Origin of the sequence: Leptospira licerasiae serovar Varillal str. VAR 010, assembly GCF_000244755.1 — a bacterium.
In the GTDB taxonomy this organism is placed as follows: domain Bacteria; phylum Spirochaetota; class Leptospiria; order Leptospirales; family Leptospiraceae; genus Leptospira_B; species Leptospira_B licerasiae.
This window is the reverse complement of the sequence record NZ_AHOO02000005.1, coordinates 851,703-871,206: the sequence shown is the minus strand read 5'-3', so window position 1 is coordinate 871,206 and position 19,504 is coordinate 851,703. Positions and strand designations below refer to the sequence as shown.

The following is a 19,504-nucleotide window of genomic DNA, read 5'->3' as shown; positions in this document are numbered from 1 at the left end:
AAGCCGGAGGGAAACCGGCTTTCTCTGGGAGTGATATTCTAAGCTCTTGCTTAGAAAACGGACAAAAATATTGGATGTGGATCTGACTTATTTACGTACTGAGTCAATAACCTTGATCAATCGACGAAATGTTTGGTTCAAACAATCTCGACATAGGTCGTACTGAAAGAGATTCGGTGTTTCTTTACCGCATCCTTTACATGTATATTGCTTACTTTGCGCTTGTGTAAGTTCCGCTTCTTCTTCGTTCAAATCCGTCACTGCTAATAATTGCATTTTGCTCCCAGAAAATTCCATCGAATGTCTTTTTATTTACGGAGTGTAAATAAGTCCGAAGATTGATACTTGCTTTCGGAACTTCTCTCCGTACGTCGAGAGTTACTTTATAAAATCGGCTCACTCTAGAGTCAAAAAAAATTAGGTTGGATGTTTGTGAAAATGACCGCAATTTTTTTGAAAAAAATTCTGAGCGCGGTTTTATTTGGAATAGATTTTCAAGTGCGGTTTTTTTCAGGTAAAAATAAATTTCCTGTCAAGTGCCGAGTTTAGGTCAGTCAAAACGAAAGGAAGGTAATCAGTTGTTATCAATATCAGGCTTAAACAAGTCTTACACAGTTGCAGACCAAACATTTAACGTATTAAAAGATGTTTCATTTCATGTAAAGTCTGGAGAATTCGTTGCAGTGATAGGTCCTTCCGGTTCAGGCAAGTCCACATTACTCGCCGTTTCCGCTGGATTAGATAAAGCTGATTCAGGATCAGTACTTTTGGATGGGATCTCTCTATTTGATAAGTCGGAAGATGAGTTGGCAAAGATCAGAGGAGAGCGGATAGGTTTTGTATTCCAAAATTTTCAACTAATCAAAACGTTAAACGCCTTAGAAAACGTTTCTCTTCCTCTTGCTTTGACAACAAACCTTTCCGAAAAAGTGATACATGAAAAAGCTATGTATTGGTTGGAGAAGGTCGGTATTGCACATAGAGCACATAACTTCCCGAGCCAGCTATCAGGTGGAGAAGAACAAAGAGTAGCGATCGCTCGCTCTTTTATACATGAACCTAAACTACTTTTTGCGGACGAACCTACTGCAAACTTAGATAAGAAGAACGGTGAAAACATAATGTCTCTTCTAAAACAACTGAATAGGGATCGTAAATCCACTTTGTTAGTTGTTACTCATGATCCTAAAGTCGCTTCCATGGCTGATAGGATCTTAGAAATGAGAGATGGAGTGATCTTAAACGGTGCAAAGCCTAAAGCTACCGTTAAAAAGACCGCATCCAGGAAGAAAAAATGAATATTAGATTCTTTTTAAGGGTAATGTTCCGAGAGATCTTTTCTAAAAAAACATCTTCGTTGCAGATCATTCTTGCAATCACGATCGGGACCGGAGCCGTTCTCGCAGTTCATTCGTATAGGGATCAATTTACCTCATCTATTATCAGAGAGGCCAAAAATATCATGGGTTCGGATCTGGTGGTTACGAGCCCTTCCCCGCTTACCCCTGAACAAACAGCGTTTCTTTTGAGGGAATTGCCAAAAGGAAGCAAATTATCCGAATTAGTTCAATTCCCTTCAATGCTCCGAAACCCAGATTCCCAAGATTCCAGCTTATCGTTGATCAAAGCGATCCGAGGCGATTATCCATATTTTGGGGAATTAGAAACGGAGCCTAAAGGCCTTTTTCGCAAATTAAGACCTGGAGAAATACTCTTAGAAAGCGGGCTGATCAAAAACTTAAAACTTAAGATCGGCTCAAAGGTTCAATTAGGAGAAAGTAACTTTATCTTAAAGGGAAGTATCTTAAAAGAACCTGGCATGGCGGGAAACTTTCTCTCCATGGCGCCTAGTTCCATTATAAAAAAGGAATCTTTAGAGGAAACAGGATTAGAACAGAGAGGTTCTAGGATAAGTTACCAGGTGCCGATCCTTCTTCCTAACGGAACAGACGCAAATGTATTCAAAAAAAGTAAATTTTCGGAATTCGCCAAGAACGACCTGATCCTATACGAAAGTACGGAAGCAAATTCAGGATCCCAAAAATTCCTGACAAACACATTAGATTTCTTTTCCTTATTGGCATTATGCGCATTCTTTCTAGGTGGGATTTCTATCCTTCTAACAAGCAGAGCGGTCGTTAGATCAAAATCCACTACATTCGCAGTTTATAAATGTTTAGGCGCAGGACCAAACCTAGTTTTAGGTCTTGTACTTTCCGAACTTTTAATATTATCCACGGTTGGAGCAATATTAGGATTTTTATTCGGAAGTTTTTTACAAACTCAGATCCCGAATATGGCGGATAAGGAATTCCTTTTCGAACCGAAGTTGATACCGGACCTAAAAGCATTTTTCTGGGCGTTTGTGCTAGCTTGGGTGGTTCCATTAGTTTCTGCCTGGGAAAGTCTTTCCACTACTCGAAATCTAAGTCCGATGTACGCTCTTAAATCGGATTTTGCAAATGAACTTTCTTCTGTTCCGAAATTGAAATTAAGGCAGTCGATCTCATTCATTGCTGTGTTCGGATTATTTTTCGTACTCGCCTGGTGGGAAACCGGAGATTGGATCAAAGGATTGATCCTTTGTGCAACTCTGCTCTTCTTACCTGTGGTAATGTATCTTGGAATTTTAGGAATACGTTTTGCGATCCGGTTTTTATTACAAAGATCCGAATTCTCCGCAAGTGTGAGAATGGCATTACGAAAATTAGACAGACCTAGAACTGGACTTTCTTGGGTTTCTGTTGGATTAGGCTCTTCCGTTTTCGTTCTATTACTCAGCATTTTTTTAAGCGATAGTCTATTGGAATATAGCGGAGCAAAAGATAAGGAAAGAAGACCGAATATGTTCGTGTTGGATATACGACCGGAACAACTGGAAAGTTTCCAACAAACTGCTGAGAAGTATAAAGTAGAAAAACTTTTAACTGCACCTGTGATAGGAGCAAGACTCACACATGTAAACGGTGAGTTAGTTAAAAAAGAAGATATGGAACTTTCCGCTCTTAGAAGAGATTGGAGATCCACTGCAAGGACCAGAGAATATTTCCTATCTTATAGAGAGAATTTATATCCAACGGAAAATGTCACGGATGGAGATTTTTGGAGAAAAGGAGAAGAAGACCAGATCTCAGTCGAAAAGGAATTTTCCAAAAATCTAAAAGTGGAATTAGGAGACAAACTTTCCTTCTCCATTGGCGGGGTAGAAGTAACCGGAACCATCCGAAATTTCAGAACGGTCAACTGGTCTGACATGAGACCGAACTTCGTGGTCCTGTTTTCAAAAGGTATCTTGGAGAAGGCTCCTAAGTTTTATTTAAGTTCATTTTTACTGGAATCTTCCGACTCAAGATATTCTCTCCAAAAAGAATTATCTAACGAATTTCCGAATCTTACGATTGTCGATACTGAAAAGGCAGTTAGGTCTTTCTTAGGAATATTGGAAAAGATGTCATTTGCGATCCGTTGGATGACTGGATTAATCGTTCTATCTTCTCTGCTATTGATCCTTTCTTCCTTAGAGCTAAGCAGAAAGGAAAGATTGGAAGAAACTTCTCTTCTCAGGATCATTGGCGGAACCAAAACATTTTTACGAAAATACTTTTTGGCGGAATCTTTATTTTTAGCTAATCTATCCTTCGTGCTAGCTTTCGTTTTGGTCTTGGGAGTTTCTTCTTATATGTCCGAGATGATATTCGAGATACGAGCGAGCGTTCCTTGGTTGGAAATAGGGATTTTTTATATATCTCTGAACGTTGCGGTAGTAGGAATGTACTTCGGTGCCTTAAGGAACGAATGGAAAAGAAGCCCAACTCTCTATCTGAAGGAAGTTTAAATTAGAACCGGTTGGTCGCGGCCGGTTTAATTAATAAGGAAGTAGGATAGTGTGAAATAGCTTGCAGAATGAAATAAATTATTTCAAACGACCTGCGAGCAGATCCTCGGGTTTAAAATCAACTCTTACAGAACAAACCTTATAATTGGAAGCGGTCGGACAAGCTGCGGTTCCGGTGATCTTACATCCTTTATTCTCGCAACGTTTTCTGGTATCGAAAGAATCAGATCCGGAAAATCTGCAATAGTCCCTGCAAACATCTGAACTATTTACGGAACAAAGGTAACAACCGTCTGCGGATAGATTTTGGATAAATCCTAAGGATGCAAAAAAGAATATGACAGAAAATGAATATAATACTTTTTTCAAAGAAAACTCCTTAACCCTCGGCACCGACTGAAAGATATCTCTTTGGAAATCGGGCCTTTAATTATTTCCGGAAGTTGTCGGACTTCTTCTCTACCTTATCTTCTAGAAATTCGGCAAATTCTATCTGGCCTTGGATAAAATTCAAATTATATCTACTTTCGTAGAGTAAAAGACTGCTTGCGATAAATAAGAAGATCCCACCTACCAAAGCGAGCCCAGTCGCCACCCAAGAAGCCGGACTAGAAACCGCGACTATAATGCCGAGACTCAAGCTAGAAGAAACAAAAAACAAAGTAGCGGTATAAAGTGCAGCCATTGATCTCTGGATCAGATTAGCCCTCTTTTTTTGGATCTTTAATTGTCTTTTGAGATATGCTTGTCTTTCTTCTGGAAAAGAAAGTTTTCCGTCTACGACGCCTTCTATCTCATTCTTGAGTAAATTAACTCGATCGAATATTCTACCCAATCGATTTGCAGTAGAAAATATCAAACTGGCGCTGGCCGAAATTAAAACTGCTGGAGCGATCATGCCGGCTAAAATATCCGTTCCGATCAAAGAAGAGATCATATCCTAATTCAACATCGGGTCTTTCGTATGTTCTACGAAATACTTATATAATCCACCTTTGCTTTTTAAGGCTTCTTGCCAAGTTGCTTCCGGATCTTCCGTAAAGATCCATTCGGCATTCGGATCATGAACTACCCAAGATTTACGTTCCATCTCACCTTCTAGTTGAGAAGCTCCCCAACCGGAATATCCTTGGTACACATTAAACTTGGTTTTATCAGGATGTTCTAATAGTTCCACCAAAGCTTCGAAACTTCTGGCAAGAAACACTCCAGGGATAACTTCGATACCTGGTTGTTTTAATTTAGGATTATCATGAAGAATGGAGACAAACGTAGGATCTACGGGACCTCCGGAATAGATCGGAGAAGAACCGTCTATTCCTTCCGGAATTCCTTGGATCACTTCGTTTAATGCAACGTCCATCTTCTTATTAAGAACTAGACCGAATGCACCGGATTGATCATGTTCGACCATGAGGATCACAGTGCGATTAAAATAATCCGTTACGATTGATGAATTAGAGATTAATACTTTTCCGCCGAATCCGTTTTCCATAATACCCGATCAGTTTTTATGTATCTCTTTCAAAATTCTGTACGCGATCTCCAGAGTTTGGATATCGGATCTTCCATCTACTAAAGGTTCCGTTTCTTTTAGGATACATTTTACAAAATGTTCATGTTCCTGTTTTAAAGGGTTATCCTTGTGAACAAAGATCTTTTCCACAATGGATTCTTGTCGATACTTGATCTCTCCGGTCCTAAGTAAAATGTCCGAAGTCGCTTGTCTATGAAGCTCGATCTCTTGGTCGCTAAAATCCAATGTGATGTACACGTCTTTTTGAGTGATATTCAGGGTCCTAATTTTGGATTGTGTATTTCTGCTCGCTGAAATATTGGCGATCGCGCCGTTCTCGAAATGAAGAATAACGGATGCAATATCCTCGTGACCGGAAACCACTTTGGTACCCACTGCACTTAGATATTTGACGGGAGATTTTACTAGATTCAAAACAATGTCGATATCGTGGATCATCATATCCAGAACTACTCCCACATCCTTAATTCTAGGATTAAAAGGGGCTAATCTTCTGGATTCGATTAACAGAGGTTCGGTCACGATCTTGCCAAGTTCGAGGACCGCACCGTTAAAACGTTCTACGTGACCAACTTGTAAGACCAGATTGTTTTTAGAAGCGAGTTCCACTAACTCTTTTGCTTGCTCTAAAGTTTCAGCGATCGGTTTCTCTACCAAAACATGTTTGCCTGCGAGAAGTGCCTTTTTGCCGATCTCATGATGCAAGAATGTAGGCACCGCAATGATAACCGAATCGGTATGTTTGATCAGATCGTCTACAGTGGAAAAGGCGGAAGTTTTATGCTTTTCCGCCATTTGAGTAGCTCTTTCGGAATCCGAGTCGTAAATACCGATCAACTCCGCATCGCTTAACGTTTTCGCCACGTTTACGTGGTATTGGCCCATATGGCCTGTCCCGATTACTCCGATCTTGACTTTGTTAGTCATGAAACTTCCTTTTTGTAGGTATTACTTATTCGTAAAAATCTTACCCTTGGAACCTGAAACGGATTCTCCAGACTCACGGGCAAATTCTTCGATCAATTCTCTTTGTCGTCTAGTCAGTTTTTTAGGGATCTCAATGCGTACGATCACATGTTGGTCCCCTTTTCCATACCCGCCTAGATACGGAATACCATGACCTTTTAAACGGAACACTTGGCCTGACTCGGTTCCTTCCGGAATTTTCATCTTCACCTTTTTGCCGTCAATGGTTGGGACTTCTATATCCCCGCCTAAGATTGCTTGGGTTAGGCTGATCTTTTTATTTAAGATCAAGTCGTTTGCTTGGCGCTCAAATAATTCATGTTTCTTAATATGTGTTACCACATACAGATCGCCATGAGGACCACCGTTTGGTCCTGCTTCTCCTTCTCCGGAAACTTTTAGTCTGCTACCGGATTCTATGCCAGGTGGGATCTTAATATTGATAGTACGTCTTTTTTCTACTAGGCCTTGTCCATGACAGGTCTTGCATGGGTTAGAGATGATTGTACCTTTTCCACGACAAGTACCGCAGGTAGTCGCCACTGAGAAAAATCCCTGGGATCTACGGATTTGTCCCGAGCCTCCACAGTCCGGACAGGTCTGAGGAGTACTTCCCTTGTTTGCGCCGGAACCACCGCAATCTACGCAAGTTTCTAATCTTGGGATCTCGATTTTGTATTCCCTGCCTAGGCTCGCGTCTTCCAGGGTAACTTCTAGATTATAACGAAGATCTGAGCCACGTTGAGGACCGGACCTACGAGCGCCGCCCCCGGCTCTCCCTCCTCCACCTCCGAAGAAATCGCCGAAGATATCTCCGAAATCACCGAAGATATCGGAGAAGTCTGTATATGCTCCTCCACCGAATCCGCCTTGAGCGCCTGCACCCACTCCGGCCTTGCCGTACTGGTCGTACATGCGACGTTTATTAGCGTCTCTTAAAACTTCGTAAGCCTCGGTAGCTTCCTTAAATTTCTCTTCTGCAGCCTTATCACCCTGATTCTTATCAGGGTGATATTTGATAGCTAACTTCCGATACGCGGACTTGATCTCTTCGTCAGTCGCGGTTTTGGAAACTCCGAGGATATCGTAGTAACTTTTGTCACTCATGTCTTAGTTACTTTTTCTCATCGTCCACTACGGTATAGTCGGCGTCCACGACCTTTTCTTCCTTTGCTTGGGAATTGTCGGCACCTTCTCCTGGTCCCGCACCGTTAGGTCCTGGGCCTGCTTCCTGACCTGGAGCGCCTTGGGAATAAATTTTAGAACCTATTTCCGAAGCTCTCTTAGTGATGGACTCTTTCGCAGCGTTAATACGACCGATATCCCCAGATTCGATCGCTTCTCTTGCACGTTTGATCTCGTCATTCGCCAATTGTTTTTCGCTGTCGGAAAGTTTGTCTCCCGCGTCAGTAACCGCTTTTTCCAAAGAATAAGTGATGGTATCCAACTCGTTCTTAGCTTCCACAAGTTCTCTAGCGGCCTTGTCTGCAGCAGCGTGAGCTTCCGCATCTTTTACCATTTTAGAAATCTCGTCTTCACTTAGTCCGGAAGAGGATTCAATACGTATCTTTTGTTCTTTACCGGTTCCCAGATCTTTTGCGGAAACATGTACGATACCGTTCGCATCTATATCGAATGTAACTTCGATTTGAGGAACTCCTCTAGGTGCAGGTGCAATCCCGATTAGATCGAATCTTCCGAGCGTACGGTTACCTGCAGCCATATCCCTTTCTCCTTGGAGAACATGGATAGAAACCGCATTTTGATTGTCCGCAGCAGTAGAGAACACCTGAGATTTTTTAGTAGGGATCGTAGTATTTCTTTCGATCAACTTGGTCATCACACCGCCCAAAGTCTCGATACCGAGAGAAAGCGGAGTAACATCCAAAAGAAGAACGTCTGAAACTTCTCCCGCTAAAACTCCACCTTGGATAGCGGCACCGATTGCCACTACTTCGTCAGGGTTTACGGAACGATTCGGTTCTTTTCCAAAAATTCCTTTTACAAGTTCCTGCACTGCAGGGATACGAGTGGATCCCCCCACTAATATCACTTCGTCGATGTCGGAAGCTTTTAAGCCTGCGTCACGCAAAGCGTTCTCACATGGAATACGAGTTCTTTCTACCAAACGGCCGGTCAACTGATCGAACTTAGCTCTTGTAAGATTCATATCCAAGTGTTTTGGTCCGGTTGCATCGGCAGTGATGAACGGAAGGTTCACTTGTGTGGACATGGTTCCAGAAAGTTCGATCTTCGCCTTCTCGGCAGCTTCCTTCAAACGTTGTACGGTATTTTTATCTTGAGAGATATCGATCCCGTATTGTTTTTTGAATTCCTCGATCATCCATTCCATGATGACCATATCGAAATCGTCCCCACCTAAGTGAGTGTCACCATTAGTGGATTTAACTTCGAATACTCCGTCTCCCAACTCAAGGATAGAAACGTCGAAGGTTCCCCCACCCAAGTCGTAAACGGCGATCTTAGCATTACTCTTCTTTTTATCGAAACCGTAAGCAAGTGCAGCAGCCGTTGGCTCGTTGATGATCCTCTCTACTTCTAAGCCTGCGATCCTTCCCGCATCCTTAGTAGCCTGACGTTGTTCGTCATTGAAATAAGCCGGAACTGTGATCACTGCCTTGGTTACTTTTTGGCCAAGGTAATCTTCTGCAGTTTGTTTCATCTTCTGAAGAACTCGAGCAGAGATCTCCTGGGCGGTGAACTCACCGTTAGCAGTTTCGAATTTTAATCCATCGTTTCCGCTACGGATCACTTTATAGGAAACGTGCTTCATTTCTTGTTCAGCTTCGTTGAATCTACGTCCTATAAATCTTTTAGCGGAACGGATCGTATTTACCGCATTGGTAATTGCTTGGTTCTTAGCGAACTGGCCAACCAAAGTTTCTCCCTTTGCAGTAAAAGCAACGATAGACGGAGTAGTTCTAGCACCTTCGGAGTTCTGGATTACTACCGGGTCCCCACCTTCCATAACGGAAACGCAGGAGTTTGTGGTCCCTAAGTCGATTCCGATAATCTTCTCTTTTGACATTTTGGTTTCTCCTTCCGCCATCTGAGCCTTCCCTCGGCGGTTTTCATGATTTAATTCGTTCTTTTCGAGGCGCTACGCACCTAAGTCCCAAAGCATTAAGCTTTGGGTTTTCCGATCCTTACCCTTGCAGGTCTTAAGGAGAACTTATCTTCATTTTCCTTAATATAGAATCCTGCCTGATAGACTTCGATCACAGTCTCTTCTTTGTATTGCTCCCCTTCTTCGGAGGACAATGCTTCCATTAAAGTCGGATCGAAAGCTTCTCCCTGAGGATATTGTCTGAATACATTCGACTTCTCCAACACGGAATAAAATTCCTTTAGGATCATTGTCACACCGTCTACGAAAGGTTTTAGTTCTTCCGTTACGTTGACTCCCGAACCTACGCGGTCCAAATTATCGATAGGGTTTAAAAACTCCGTTACTAGAGACTTAACAGCTTCTCTCTTAATATGAGAAAATTCTTGTGCAGATCTTCTCTTATAATTTTGGAATTCAGCTCTTTCCCTAGTCCAAGAATCTTTTAAGGACTCGATCTCTTTTTTCGCAGCCTCTAATTCCTTACGTAAAGTTTCCTCTACGCTTTCCGGTTTTTGGGAATCATCCGAATTTTCTCCGGTCGGCGTTGCGACCGCTTCTTCTTGACTCATCTCTCTATCATTTCCTTGCATGGTTCGTTACTACTTACTAATGCGCGTTATCATCTCCGAAACTAGTTTCGAAGTAAAATCCACAAGTGGAAGAGCTCTATGATAATCCATCCGCTGAGGACCTATGATTCCCATAGCGCCTATCCTTTTTTCTCCCATTCTATATCCGGAAGTAATGATACTTACTCCGCCCATTCTTCCGTCCCCATCCTTTCCTATGACGGTATACACTCCATCATGTTCGGAATAATCTCCGAACATTCCGGTAAGGAATCGTTTGTCATCCAGCAGGGAGAGAACCTGGTTGAGCTTTTCCTCTTCGTCCTTAAATCTTCCGTATAAGTTCTTGAGACCGTCGATATACAAAGACACCTCGGAATTATCCGGTGTCATAGCGGCGGAGATCACTCCGGACACTTTATAAAAATCTAATGGTCCATCTTTTCTCAACAAGAGAGAAGGTATTACCTTTTCCTGTATCTCGAACATATCGTAACCTTTCGCGTTATCGTTCAGATACTTTGAGATCTGATACAACTCTTCTTGGCTATAATTTCGATCCAAAAATACGTTCCGATTCAGTACTGCTCCGGAGCGCATTACCATGATCATCAAGACCTCGTCCCCATGAACATGGATCAATTCCACATGTTTTAGAGTGTCCAAACTTTTGGCCGGCCCTAAGACTACTCCCGCGGAATTTGAAAGACTTGCCAGAACGCTCGCAGTCGCCTTCAGGATCTGATCCAGCTTGAACTGCATTTTTAGGTATTCTTCTTGGATCCTCTGTTTTTCCTTAATGGTTAACTCATAAAGTACCACCAACGAATCCACATAGAATCGGTAACCTATCTCCGTAGGGATCCTTCCCCCCGAAGTGTGGCGAGAAGCAAGATACCCCATCTCTTCCAGCTCCTTAAGAACGGTGCGGATAGAGGCCGGGGACAAACCAATATCATGTTTGTCGAATAAGGTTTTAGAGCCAACCGGACGGTTCTCTTGGATAAACTCGTCCACAGTGGCCTTCAGGATCATCCTATGTCTTTGGGATAGTTCCATATCTATTCTTATTGGCACTCTGCATGTTAGAGTGCCAAACTATCTCTCAAGTTTCCTTAAGATTCTAAAAAAGTCAAGAATTTTGGATTTTAAGCAGTCTCCTTGCCCAACTGACAGAAAAAATATTCAAAAAATATCCCTTAAGGAACAATTTAACGTCCGCCAAGTAGAAAAACTTCCGGCCGATTTCTCTCAAAATGAAAGAAGAAGGTCCGCAAGATTAGGGAGAAATGAGAAGTGTTGTTTTGGACTTCTGATCTAATATTCAATCCCAATCTGCAGCAACGTAAGAAGTTCCCGCGTCCATCGCAGCTGCAAGAGCAGGAGATTCTGCGGAAGCCCAAACTTGGGTAAACGAAACCTGGTTCCGGAAAGCAATGGCTTCTCCTTTAAAAAAGATCGCAATAGTGATCCCTCAGTCAGTACTTTCGAAACTTTCGATAGATACTAAGTAGATGAAAGCCGGTAACATCGACTTGATCAATACTCCATCCAGAAAAGAAGGAATGCGTTGGCTGACTTCCAAATAAGAAATTATTTGGTATCACTCTAACCTTCGTACTAAATTTTTAGCTTCGGAGCTTGATTCTATAAAATGCAACAATTCGAGAATGTAACAGTAATTAAAAAAGCGAACGTTTATTTTGACGGAAAAGTCACCAGCAGAACCGTGCTATTCTCCAATGGAGAAAAAAAGACTTTAGGTATCCTAATGCCCGGCGAATACGAGTTCGGAACAGACGATAAAGAAATTATGGAAATTTTAGACGGAGATCTTTTGGTCCAGCTCCCTGGAAATCCGGAGTGGAAGGAAATCAAAGGTGGACAATCTTTTGAGGTTCCTGCCAATTCCAAATTTAAACTAAACGTCAAAAAGCTCAGCGACTATTGCTGTTCTTATATTAAATAATCTAGTAAAGTCGGGGAAACCCGACTTTTATGAAAAAGATGGCCGCCAAAAAGACTAGACCGAAAAAGCAAATCGAGACTATTACAACTTCGCAACCTACTCCCGTTTTGACAGAATCTGGACGGACTGTTGCATATAGTGATGCAATCTTTTCCATCGCGTTAACTCTAATGGCGCTTGAAATAAAGATCCCTACTCCTGAGCAGATCGGATCCAAAAATCTACTGGTTGCCTTAGGAGAAGCTTGGCCCGCTTATCTGAGTTTTTTGATCAGCTTTATGATCATCACGGTTGTTTGGACCAATCACCATACGATTTTCAGATATGTAAAGTATGTGGATCATAACTTAACAATCCTAAACAATTTACTTTTGTTGAATATAATCATTATTCCTTTTTGTTCCGAAATGTTGGGGGAATATATTCTTTTAGACAATGAGAATTCCAAAATTGCAGCTTTGATCTATGGAGGCTGGGTGGCTTTGGGAGGGATTCCTTTCAATCTAGTCTGGAGATACGGAGTTAAAAAAGAATATCTAAGAAACCCTGAAGCAGATCTTGCAGAAATTGAAATGATCTCCAAACATTTTATAAAAGGTCCCTATATTTACTCTTTCGTAACGATTCTTGCCTTTATAAACGTATGGTTAAGCATAGCAGGATTTGTAATATTGATCCTGATGTATTTGGTCCCGACCACTTGGTTATTCCGGAAAAGAAAACTAGCCTAAAATAGACCTGAAACCATTTGTTTTCCCTTTCTTGAAGCCGTTATTAAACAGTTTATCTACTACTTGACAAATTCCTTTTTCTAGCTACACTTCATGTAGAGTCTGCTTAATCCGACAGAAGTCGGAGCGGAGGACCCAAATTTTGGGGCTAACCGTTCTCACGGGGGAAATCTCTCTTTCCTAGCCCGTCAGCTAACTTCGTAAGCATGGAGAGAAGACAGGAGTTCCTTCCAATCTTCCCGGCTCATTCTGACCTCGGGATTTTTCATCTAGTGAAATAGTTCCGGGGAAATTATAACCTAGGAGGCGAAAATGAAAGTTCTAATTTCATTTGCCAACCCCAAGATGGGAGCAAAACTTTTCGGGCTAACAAGGGCCCTATTCTCCAAATCCAAAGAGAATCTTTCCATAGTCGCGTTACACGTCGTTTCAGTGGAATCCAAATCGGAAGGATTCCCAATATTAGAAGAAGATGAAATTTTCCAAGCAGTTAGAGAAGAAGCTGCCGGTTCCGAATTTAGCTTTGAGACAGTGGGATTTCCTTCCGACTGGATCGTCCCGGGGATCGTAGAGATCGCAAAGAGTAAAGAGATCGATTTACTATTATTAGGCGCTGCACGTTCTTTATTCTCCGACGATCTATTAGGAGGAAAAGTGGGAGATGTGCTCAGACATTTATCCGATCTAGATATCGCAGTTCTCGCGGATAACGGATTAGTCGCTCCGATCGAACCGATTATTTATTCCCCTGGTTTGGATTCCGCTCCTCTTTTTCCATTCTCGACCGGTCTTTCTACTTTTATAGAAAAATCGATCCCTGTTCTTTCAGGAGTCAATCAGTCAGAGTTCGGACTGGCACAAACCGGCCAATTTAAACCATGGATCCCTTTTTCTTTGAACGCAGCTGCAGATCAAACCAAGAACCTGGCGATTTTGGATTATAATACGTATAAATCATTTCACTCGGTTTTACTGGATAGAAAAGGACTCTCCTTTCTGATACTAAGAAAAGGGAATTGAAAATCGAGCCAAAGTTTATATTCAGGTAAGATCTAAAAAGATTCCAACTCTCGGAGAGAATATGTCGGCCAAAATCCTATTAAGAATCGCGGTCTTTTTACTTCTATTTCATGTTTTAGGTCATTCTTTCGGAATGGCCTCTAGAAAAAATGTCACCCAAGACAGGGCAAAGGAATTATTACAGACCATGTCGGAAGTAAAAGTCCCGATGTTCGGAGAAGATTCCGCCCATACCTATGACGATTTTTATTTCGGCATGGGTGTCAATCTATCGATTGCGTTACTCACATTTGCAGCTTTACTCTGGATCTTAAGCGGTTTGACCGCATCCAATCCTAAAGAAGTTATAAAAGTCCTTTATCCGATACTGTTCTGCTTATTGGCATTTACAGGGATTGATTTCTCATACTTCTTTCCTTTGCCTGCGTTAACTTGTTTGTTCGCCGCACTAGCTATTATTGGCGCTCAAGTTCAGCTTAGTAAAAAGTCATAAACGAATAAGATCACCTTACTGAAAATAGGTGATCTTTCTTTCTAACAATATCTTTTCCTTGCCTGAAATATAGAGCGTTAGATCCTTTCCGAAATCGGAAGGCGCAATTGAAGTCCAAAATTTTAAATCCTGTTCTAATTCTTTTTATTCTATCCGTACTATCCGCAATATCGATATTCATTTTTGTAATGACTTACTCTTCTCCTATGGAGCGAAGCCAAGAATCTGCTACGAATACTGAAATTGCAGGATTAATTTGGTTGGTATTTACCGTATTAATTTTATATAATGCAGGCCTGGCATCTTTCCGGAATCTTTTTTTGGAAAAGTTTTCGCGATCCCAGGAAGGTTTAGGAAGTCTTAAAGCTTTATTATTCAGTGTCGTAAGTCTTATATTATTTCTAATCGGCTCAAAGTTAGGGAGTTTGTTTAAGACGGAGGTCGAAACACCTGAACTTCTCATGGCATTTCCGATAGTAATCGTAGCCACCTGGGAAAATTTTCTAACTAAAACGATCGGATTAAAGTTCAGAGCAGTTTATCTCATCTTCGCGGCAGTATTTCAAATTATAGTTTATATAAGTTTTATGCTCTCTTTTCTGACACTTGCTAGTTTGGACGGATTCGATTAAAATCCGGTCGAACAGCGTTTTAGAACGGCTCATTTAAAACGAATTTTGAAAAATTTCGGATCCGGTTTGGATCTGCAGGTTTTTTCCCGTCTTACATAAAATGCCGACCATTCTGGACTTCGTTCATAGCGTTTTTACAAAAGTTTATCCCAAAGATTCCTTCATATTCAAAGAAGGCGAAGATTCCGACGGAAACATGTATTTCCTTTTCCAAGGGCATTTAAAGGTTAGCAAGAACCGGCCGGAAATAGGCGACAAATCCATAAAGGAAGTTTTTCCCGGAGAATTTTTCGGGGAGCTTGCTTTGATTTCTGGAAGAGCTAGAGCAATGTCGGTCCAAGTTCTTTCTCCTTCCGCAAAGGTTGGCGTTCTGAACAAGGGAGTTTTCGAAAAACTGGAAAAAACAAGTCCGCAATTCCTACTCTTACTTCTCAAAAACACTTTCGAAAAACTGAATCGAGCGGAGATGAAACTGGAAGCTCTTTATACGGAGATCCATAAAAAAGAAGAATCCAAAACAATGGAAACTTCCGTCTCTCAGAACGAAAAGAACGTTTCGGAAACTCCTGAAGCTTCAAACTCGGAAACAACCCAAGAAGAAACTCCCGCGGAAGCGGCACTAAACAAGGAATCATAAGATGGGAATTAATATTCTAGAATTCATCAATAACGTATCCGTTAAGACCTATCTAGCCGGAGAAGAAGTTTTTAAAGAAAAAGATCCTTCCAACGGAATGATGTACTTTGTATTTACGGGCACTCTGGAGATCAGAAAGTCGTATGATGGAGAAGAAAGGGTGATCCGAAATTTGGAACCTGGATCCTTTTTTGGAGAGATCGCGTTGATCAATAATGTGCCGAGAGCGGCGACAGCAAGAGTGATCACTGAAAAAGCAAAAATAGGAATCTTGGATCAGGAAATGTTCTATAGGATCGGACAGACAAATCCTAAATTTTTTTCGATCCTTCTTAATACGACAATCCAAAGATTGGTTTCGGTAGAAGACGAGATCGCAAAATTAAGTTCAGGACAGACAGTCCATCCGACCCGCAGTAGAGAATAAATTTCCGGTCAGGCTACCTTCTTCTTTTTAGAAACCTCCGGAGAAGGAGCATCGGAAAAATATCTATTTAACAAAAAAGTAAACAAGTAGCACTTGGAAACTCCGTGTTTTCTCGCATAGTTCCCTAAATGATTCCAATCTTCCAGATCAGGCCTAAAATTTAAGCGACTCCAATCCTTCTGCCTGCCTTCTTCCTTTTTTTGATACATCATCAGCGCGGAATCCGGATTTAGTTTTTCTTGGAACTGCAGATCTGGTCCGTAAAGTTCCAATAAATCCTTTAAGCAGGTTGCTCCTGGCCTGGATCCGTTCCAATTCTTCAGATAATTTTTATACAATTTTTCCGGTAGGATCAGAGTGCAGACCGGCATAGATTCTCGGGGAGACTTTGCCTTCCAAGATTTACTTTTGATGGGTTTGGGGTTTAATATTAATTTGAACTTCATACTCGCCCCTGTCTTGGGTCCAGCTTGGCGCTTACGTTTTTTCGATAGAAATTCGGAAAAATGTTTCCGTGATCGGACTTTCCGACCGGAATCAAATCTAATAAGAGAGGAGGATAAGAATGTCGGAACAAAAAGATCTGGAATATGCAGTTTTAGGTGGAGGCTGTTTTTGGTGCGTCGAAGCGATCTATCAATTGGTGGATGGAGTAGAGTCCATTGTATCCGGCTATGCGGGGGGCCATGATCCTGCGCCAAATTATAAATCGATCTGCACTGGGCTAACAGGTCATGCAGAAGTGATCAGATTAGGATTCGATCCTAGTAAGATATCTTACAAAAACATTTTAGAAATTTTTTGGGAAGCACACGATCCTACTACAAGGAACAAACAAGGAAACGACGAAGGGCCTCAGTATAGAAGTATTATCTTATACGAAAACCTAACTCAAAAGGAAATTGCAGAAGCTTCCAGATCGGAAGCAGGTCCTAAATTTGCTGCTCCGATCGTGACAGAGATCGTAGCCTTAGAGAAATTTTTTCCCGCAGAAAACTATCACCAAAATTATTTTAGATTAAATCCTGCACAGCCTTACTGTCATTATGTGATCCGTCCTAAGATAGAAAAATTCCTGAAAAAGAAAACTCACTGAGGCAGGACCACTAAGAATGCAGTTCCTTTAGGAGAAGTTTCGAACCCGATAGATCCACCGTGGTTTTCCACGATACGTTTCACTATGTCCAATCCCAATCCTGAGCCTTCTCCAGGAGCCTTTGTGGTAAAGAACGGTTCGAAAATTCTTTCTTGGATCGTCTCTGGAATCCCAGGCCCGCTATCCGAAATTTCAATGCAGATCTTATCTCTTTCTCTGTTGCCTACATTAATTTTTAGAATTCCTTTGAAGGCCATCGCCTGTGCCGCATTGTAGATCAAGTTGGTCCATACATGCAACAGATCGTCCGAATATCCTTGGACGACTGGAATTTCCGCGTCATATTCTTTTATGATCTCGATTCCTGACTTCAATTGGTTTTGATAAATGGTGAGTACAGTATCGATACTTTCCCTGATATCCACCGGAGCTTTCGGCCCACCATTACTGAAGTGGGAAAAGTTTTTAAGCGCGTATACGATCTTAGAAGTCCTATCTACAGACATATCCACTAATTTGGAACTTCTGCTCGCTTGGATCTCGTCCAAAGCGTATTGGATAACTTGTTGGGTTTTTTCACCGATAAATAGTTTTGGAAAATCTTCCAAAGCCGCTTCTAATCCAGCTTCTATTAATCCTTCTGCGAGATTTCTAGCTTCTGAAATTCCAAGCTCTTTCAATCTAGATTCTAAAATTTTCGTTTTAGCTCTTACTTCCTTTGGAGGGATAATTTCTTGGTAGGCTCTTCCCTTATTTAATAAGGTTTGGAATTCGATCTTTGCTTCATTGCCAAGATTTTCCAAAACGGAAGCTGCTTCCTGCATTCTATCTAAGACTCGATCAAAATGGTTTTTGACGGATTCATTCGCGGCTCGGATCACACCGATCGGATTATTGATCTCGTGCGCTATCCCTGCAACTAGTTGTCCTAAGGAGGCCATCTTTTCGGAAAGTATGAGTTGGTTTTGGGTCTTTTGAAGATACTCCAGTGTGGATTCCAATTCCGCTTTTTGTTTTGCGATCAATTCATTCTGAGCGGAGATCTCGTTATTCAAGATCCTCAATTCTTCCGCTTCTTTTTTAGAAGAAACGTCTTTTACCATATTGATCATACGGGTTTCTCCGTCGATCACAGTGAATCTAGTAGAGAATTCTACTTGGATCAGACGTCCATCCTTGGCTCTGAACGTAACTTCTTCATTATATAAAAATCCGTCCCTCTTGATCTTTTCCTTAAAATAATCTCTTTCGGAAGAACTCAACCATATACCCAACTCGATGCTAGTACGGCCGATCGCATCTTCTCTTGTGAAGCCTAACAATTCGGTAAAACCGTCGTTGATATCCACATATTTTCCATCGTCGAAATTGGAGATTGAAGTGGCGTATGGACTTAATTTGAATACTTTGGAGAATAATTCCTGACTAGCTTTAATTTCCTCGCCTGCTATATGTTTTTCGGTAATATCTTGACCGGTTCCATAACCCATTATGGAATCTTTATATTTTCCTTTGGCTAAAATATATCTGGTTTTTCCATCATCTCCCTTGGCTCTAAAAATAAATTCGGTGGAATAAGAAGGGTCGCTGAAATTTTTTGCTCCTTCCATTAGGATAGCCGGTATTCTTTGTTTATCTTCTCCTTCTATATATTTTTCCAAAAATTGGTCCATAAGCATCGTCATAGATTCTTTGGCAGTTTTATCTCCCAACATGATGCGGTATTCTTTAGACAAGGTTACTTCCTTAGTCTCCAAATTAAGAGTGATCCCTCCTAACTTAGCATCGATCTGTGCCCTGGATAATTCCTCCCTTATTTTAGATAATCCTGATAAACCGAATTTCATTAGGACCCAGGACATAAAGAATCCCACTGAATTTCCGATGAATACGGACCATTCGCCCGAAGGATAATTCGGAGCCGGTATCATTCCCTTGGATTTTAAGTAAATACTCAAGAGCCCTGTGAAAAAAGAAAGAAGTGCGTAGAATAATGCCCCACTTTGTCCCAAGATCAAAGAAGAGAGAACTATTATGATCATGAACTGAGAAAACGATGTGGCGTATACTCCGCCTTCTCTCATAGACACTATACAAAGGGCCAACCATTGTAAGAAGATCATGATATTTGCGCCTAATTTTACCCTTCCCGATTTAGCAAGAAGGTGGCACAGGATCACTGCAGTCGGAATGAGATAGAAGGAGTAATAGACATTTTTAGGTTTTTCCGAAATGAGCGGATGAATGATCCTATATAATACGGCAACTGCAAAGGTGACATACATCAGACCGTAAAGAAGTTTGATCGAAACGTCTTTTTCAGGATCGGCGGATAGCGGAGGATAAATAGCTCGTTTAAGACGTCGTAAAATCATACTTAATGCTGTGAACTTTCAAATTAGAATTTCTTATGCGAGATTGAAAAGCGGGATTTAAAAAAAACTTTTGCAAATCGGCTGGCA

At 41.4% G+C, this 19,504-nt stretch carries 21 protein-coding genes and 1 riboswitch; of the genes, 10 read left to right on the top strand and 11 right to left on the bottom strand.

Annotated features, from left to right (window positions below):
* Positions 1-87 precede the first annotated feature (87 nt).
* Positions 88-276, bottom strand: coding sequence for a PIN domain-containing protein (locus LEP1GSC185_RS04510; protein ID WP_033271995.1), 189 nt, complete (start codon positions 274-276; stop codon positions 88-90).
* A 302-nt stretch (positions 277-578) separates the two neighbouring features.
* Between LEP1GSC185_RS04510 and LEP1GSC185_RS04505 the strand changes: the two genes are divergently transcribed.
* Positions 579-1,298: an ABC transporter ATP-binding protein gene (locus LEP1GSC185_RS04505; RefSeq protein WP_008594515.1), complete on the top strand. Its 720-nt coding sequence runs from the start codon at positions 579-581 to the stop codon at positions 1,296-1,298.
* Entirely contained in the window at positions 1,295-3,835 is a 2,541-nt protein-coding gene (locus LEP1GSC185_RS04500) for an ABC transporter permease (RefSeq protein ID WP_008596450.1), read from the top strand. The genes LEP1GSC185_RS04505 and LEP1GSC185_RS04500 overlap by 4 nt, the downstream gene beginning before the upstream one ends.
* A 78-nt stretch (positions 3,836-3,913) precedes the next feature.
* Here LEP1GSC185_RS04500 and LEP1GSC185_RS04495 read toward each other — a convergent pair whose 3' ends face one another.
* The 8 genes from LEP1GSC185_RS04495 to hrcA all read right to left on the bottom strand — a co-directional run bounded on the left by LEP1GSC185_RS04495 (position 3,914) and on the right by hrcA (position 11,096).
* Entirely contained in the window at positions 3,914-4,204 is a 291-nt protein-coding gene (locus tag LEP1GSC185_RS04495) for a hypothetical protein (protein WP_008595743.1), read from the bottom strand.
* 61 nt (positions 4,205-4,265) lie between these two features.
* Positions 4,266-4,772, bottom strand: coding sequence for a DUF2721 domain-containing protein (locus tag LEP1GSC185_RS04490; RefSeq protein WP_008594385.1), 507 nt, complete (start codon positions 4,770-4,772; stop codon positions 4,266-4,268).
* Positions 4,773-4,775: 3 nt separating this feature from the next.
* Positions 4,776-5,330, bottom strand: coding sequence for a YqgE/AlgH family protein (locus tag LEP1GSC185_RS04485; RefSeq protein ID WP_008593606.1), 555 nt, complete (start codon positions 5,328-5,330; stop codon positions 4,776-4,778).
* 9 nt (positions 5,331-5,339) lie between these two features.
* Positions 5,340-6,299 carry a Gfo/Idh/MocA family protein gene (locus tag LEP1GSC185_RS04480; protein WP_008594689.1) on the bottom strand — a complete coding sequence of 320 codons (960 nt, stop codon included), beginning with the start codon at positions 6,297-6,299 and terminating at the stop codon, positions 5,340-5,342.
* A 21-nt stretch (positions 6,300-6,320) separates the two neighbouring features.
* The gene (gene dnaJ, locus LEP1GSC185_RS04475) at positions 6,321-7,445 is read right to left on the bottom strand and encodes a molecular chaperone DnaJ (RefSeq protein ID WP_008593849.1); all 1,125 of its coding nucleotides are present in this window, start codon (positions 7,443-7,445) and stop codon (positions 6,321-6,323) included.
* A gap of 7 nt (positions 7,446-7,452) precedes the next feature.
* Complete coding sequence (gene dnaK, locus LEP1GSC185_RS04470) at positions 7,453-9,387, bottom strand: molecular chaperone DnaK (protein WP_010513885.1); 1,935 nt, start codon at positions 9,385-9,387, stop codon at positions 7,453-7,455.
* Between the two features lie 95 nt (positions 9,388-9,482).
* Entirely contained in the window at positions 9,483-10,037 is a 555-nt protein-coding gene (grpE, locus tag LEP1GSC185_RS04465; RefSeq protein WP_008594274.1) for a nucleotide exchange factor GrpE, read from the bottom strand.
* 30 nt (positions 10,038-10,067) lie between these two features.
* Positions 10,068-11,096: a heat-inducible transcriptional repressor HrcA gene (hrcA, locus tag LEP1GSC185_RS04460; RefSeq protein ID WP_008595457.1), complete on the bottom strand. Its 1,029-nt coding sequence runs from the start codon at positions 11,094-11,096 to the stop codon at positions 10,068-10,070.
* Positions 11,097-11,691: 595 nt separating this feature from the next.
* Between hrcA and ppnP the strand changes: the two genes are divergently transcribed.
* The 7 genes from ppnP (at position 11,692) to LEP1GSC185_RS04420 (ending at position 15,946) form a co-directional block, all read left to right on the top strand.
* Positions 11,692-12,006, top strand: coding sequence for a pyrimidine/purine nucleoside phosphorylase (gene ppnP, locus LEP1GSC185_RS04450; RefSeq protein WP_008595637.1), 315 nt, complete (start codon positions 11,692-11,694; stop codon positions 12,004-12,006).
* 29 nt (positions 12,007-12,035) lie between these two features.
* On the top strand, positions 12,036-12,737 hold the full coding sequence (locus LEP1GSC185_RS04445; protein WP_008594255.1) for a TMEM175 family protein: 702 nt from the start codon (positions 12,036-12,038) through the stop codon (positions 12,735-12,737).
* A gap of 93 nt (positions 12,738-12,830) precedes the next feature.
* Positions 12,831-12,958: riboswitch (cyclic di-AMP (ydaO/yuaA leader) on the top strand.
* A gap of 91 nt (positions 12,959-13,049) precedes the next feature.
* The gene (locus LEP1GSC185_RS04440) at positions 13,050-13,757 is read left to right on the top strand and encodes a universal stress protein (RefSeq protein WP_008595357.1); all 708 of its coding nucleotides are present in this window, start codon (positions 13,050-13,052) and stop codon (positions 13,755-13,757) included.
* A 61-nt stretch (positions 13,758-13,818) separates the two neighbouring features.
* Entirely contained in the window at positions 13,819-14,250 is a 432-nt protein-coding gene (locus tag LEP1GSC185_RS04435) for an LIC_13387 family protein (RefSeq protein WP_008593862.1), read from the top strand.
* A gap of 107 nt (positions 14,251-14,357) precedes the next feature.
* On the top strand, positions 14,358-14,882 hold the full coding sequence (locus LEP1GSC185_RS04430) for a transient-receptor-potential channel family protein (protein WP_008594804.1): 525 nt from the start codon (positions 14,358-14,360) through the stop codon (positions 14,880-14,882).
* A 100-nt stretch (positions 14,883-14,982) separates the two neighbouring features.
* A complete protein-coding gene (locus LEP1GSC185_RS04425) occupies positions 14,983-15,519 on the top strand; it encodes a Crp/Fnr family transcriptional regulator (protein WP_008594728.1) in 537 nt (178 codons plus the stop codon).
* Position 15,520: 1 nt separating this feature from the next.
* The gene (locus LEP1GSC185_RS04420) at positions 15,521-15,946 is read left to right on the top strand and encodes a cyclic nucleotide-binding domain-containing protein (protein ID WP_008595783.1); all 426 of its coding nucleotides are present in this window, start codon (positions 15,521-15,523) and stop codon (positions 15,944-15,946) included.
* 8 nt (positions 15,947-15,954) lie between these two features.
* Here the strand turns inward: LEP1GSC185_RS04420 and LEP1GSC185_RS04415 are convergent, their stop codons facing one another.
* A complete protein-coding gene (locus LEP1GSC185_RS04415) occupies positions 15,955-16,392 on the bottom strand; it encodes a DUF1564 family protein (RefSeq protein WP_008595710.1) in 438 nt (145 codons plus the stop codon).
* A gap of 119 nt (positions 16,393-16,511) precedes the next feature.
* On the opposite strand from LEP1GSC185_RS04415, the gene msrA reads away from it, so the two are divergent.
* Positions 16,512-17,042: a peptide-methionine (S)-S-oxide reductase MsrA gene (gene msrA, locus LEP1GSC185_RS04410; protein ID WP_008595071.1), complete on the top strand. Its 531-nt coding sequence runs from the start codon at positions 16,512-16,514 to the stop codon at positions 17,040-17,042.
* On the opposite strand, the gene LEP1GSC185_RS04405 is transcribed toward msrA, so the two are convergent.
* On the bottom strand, positions 17,036-19,417 hold the full coding sequence (locus LEP1GSC185_RS04405) for a PAS domain-containing sensor histidine kinase (protein ID WP_008594004.1): 2,382 nt from the start codon (positions 19,415-19,417) through the stop codon (positions 17,036-17,038). The genes msrA and LEP1GSC185_RS04405 overlap by 7 nt on opposite strands.
* Positions 19,418-19,504: the final 87 nt, after the last annotated feature.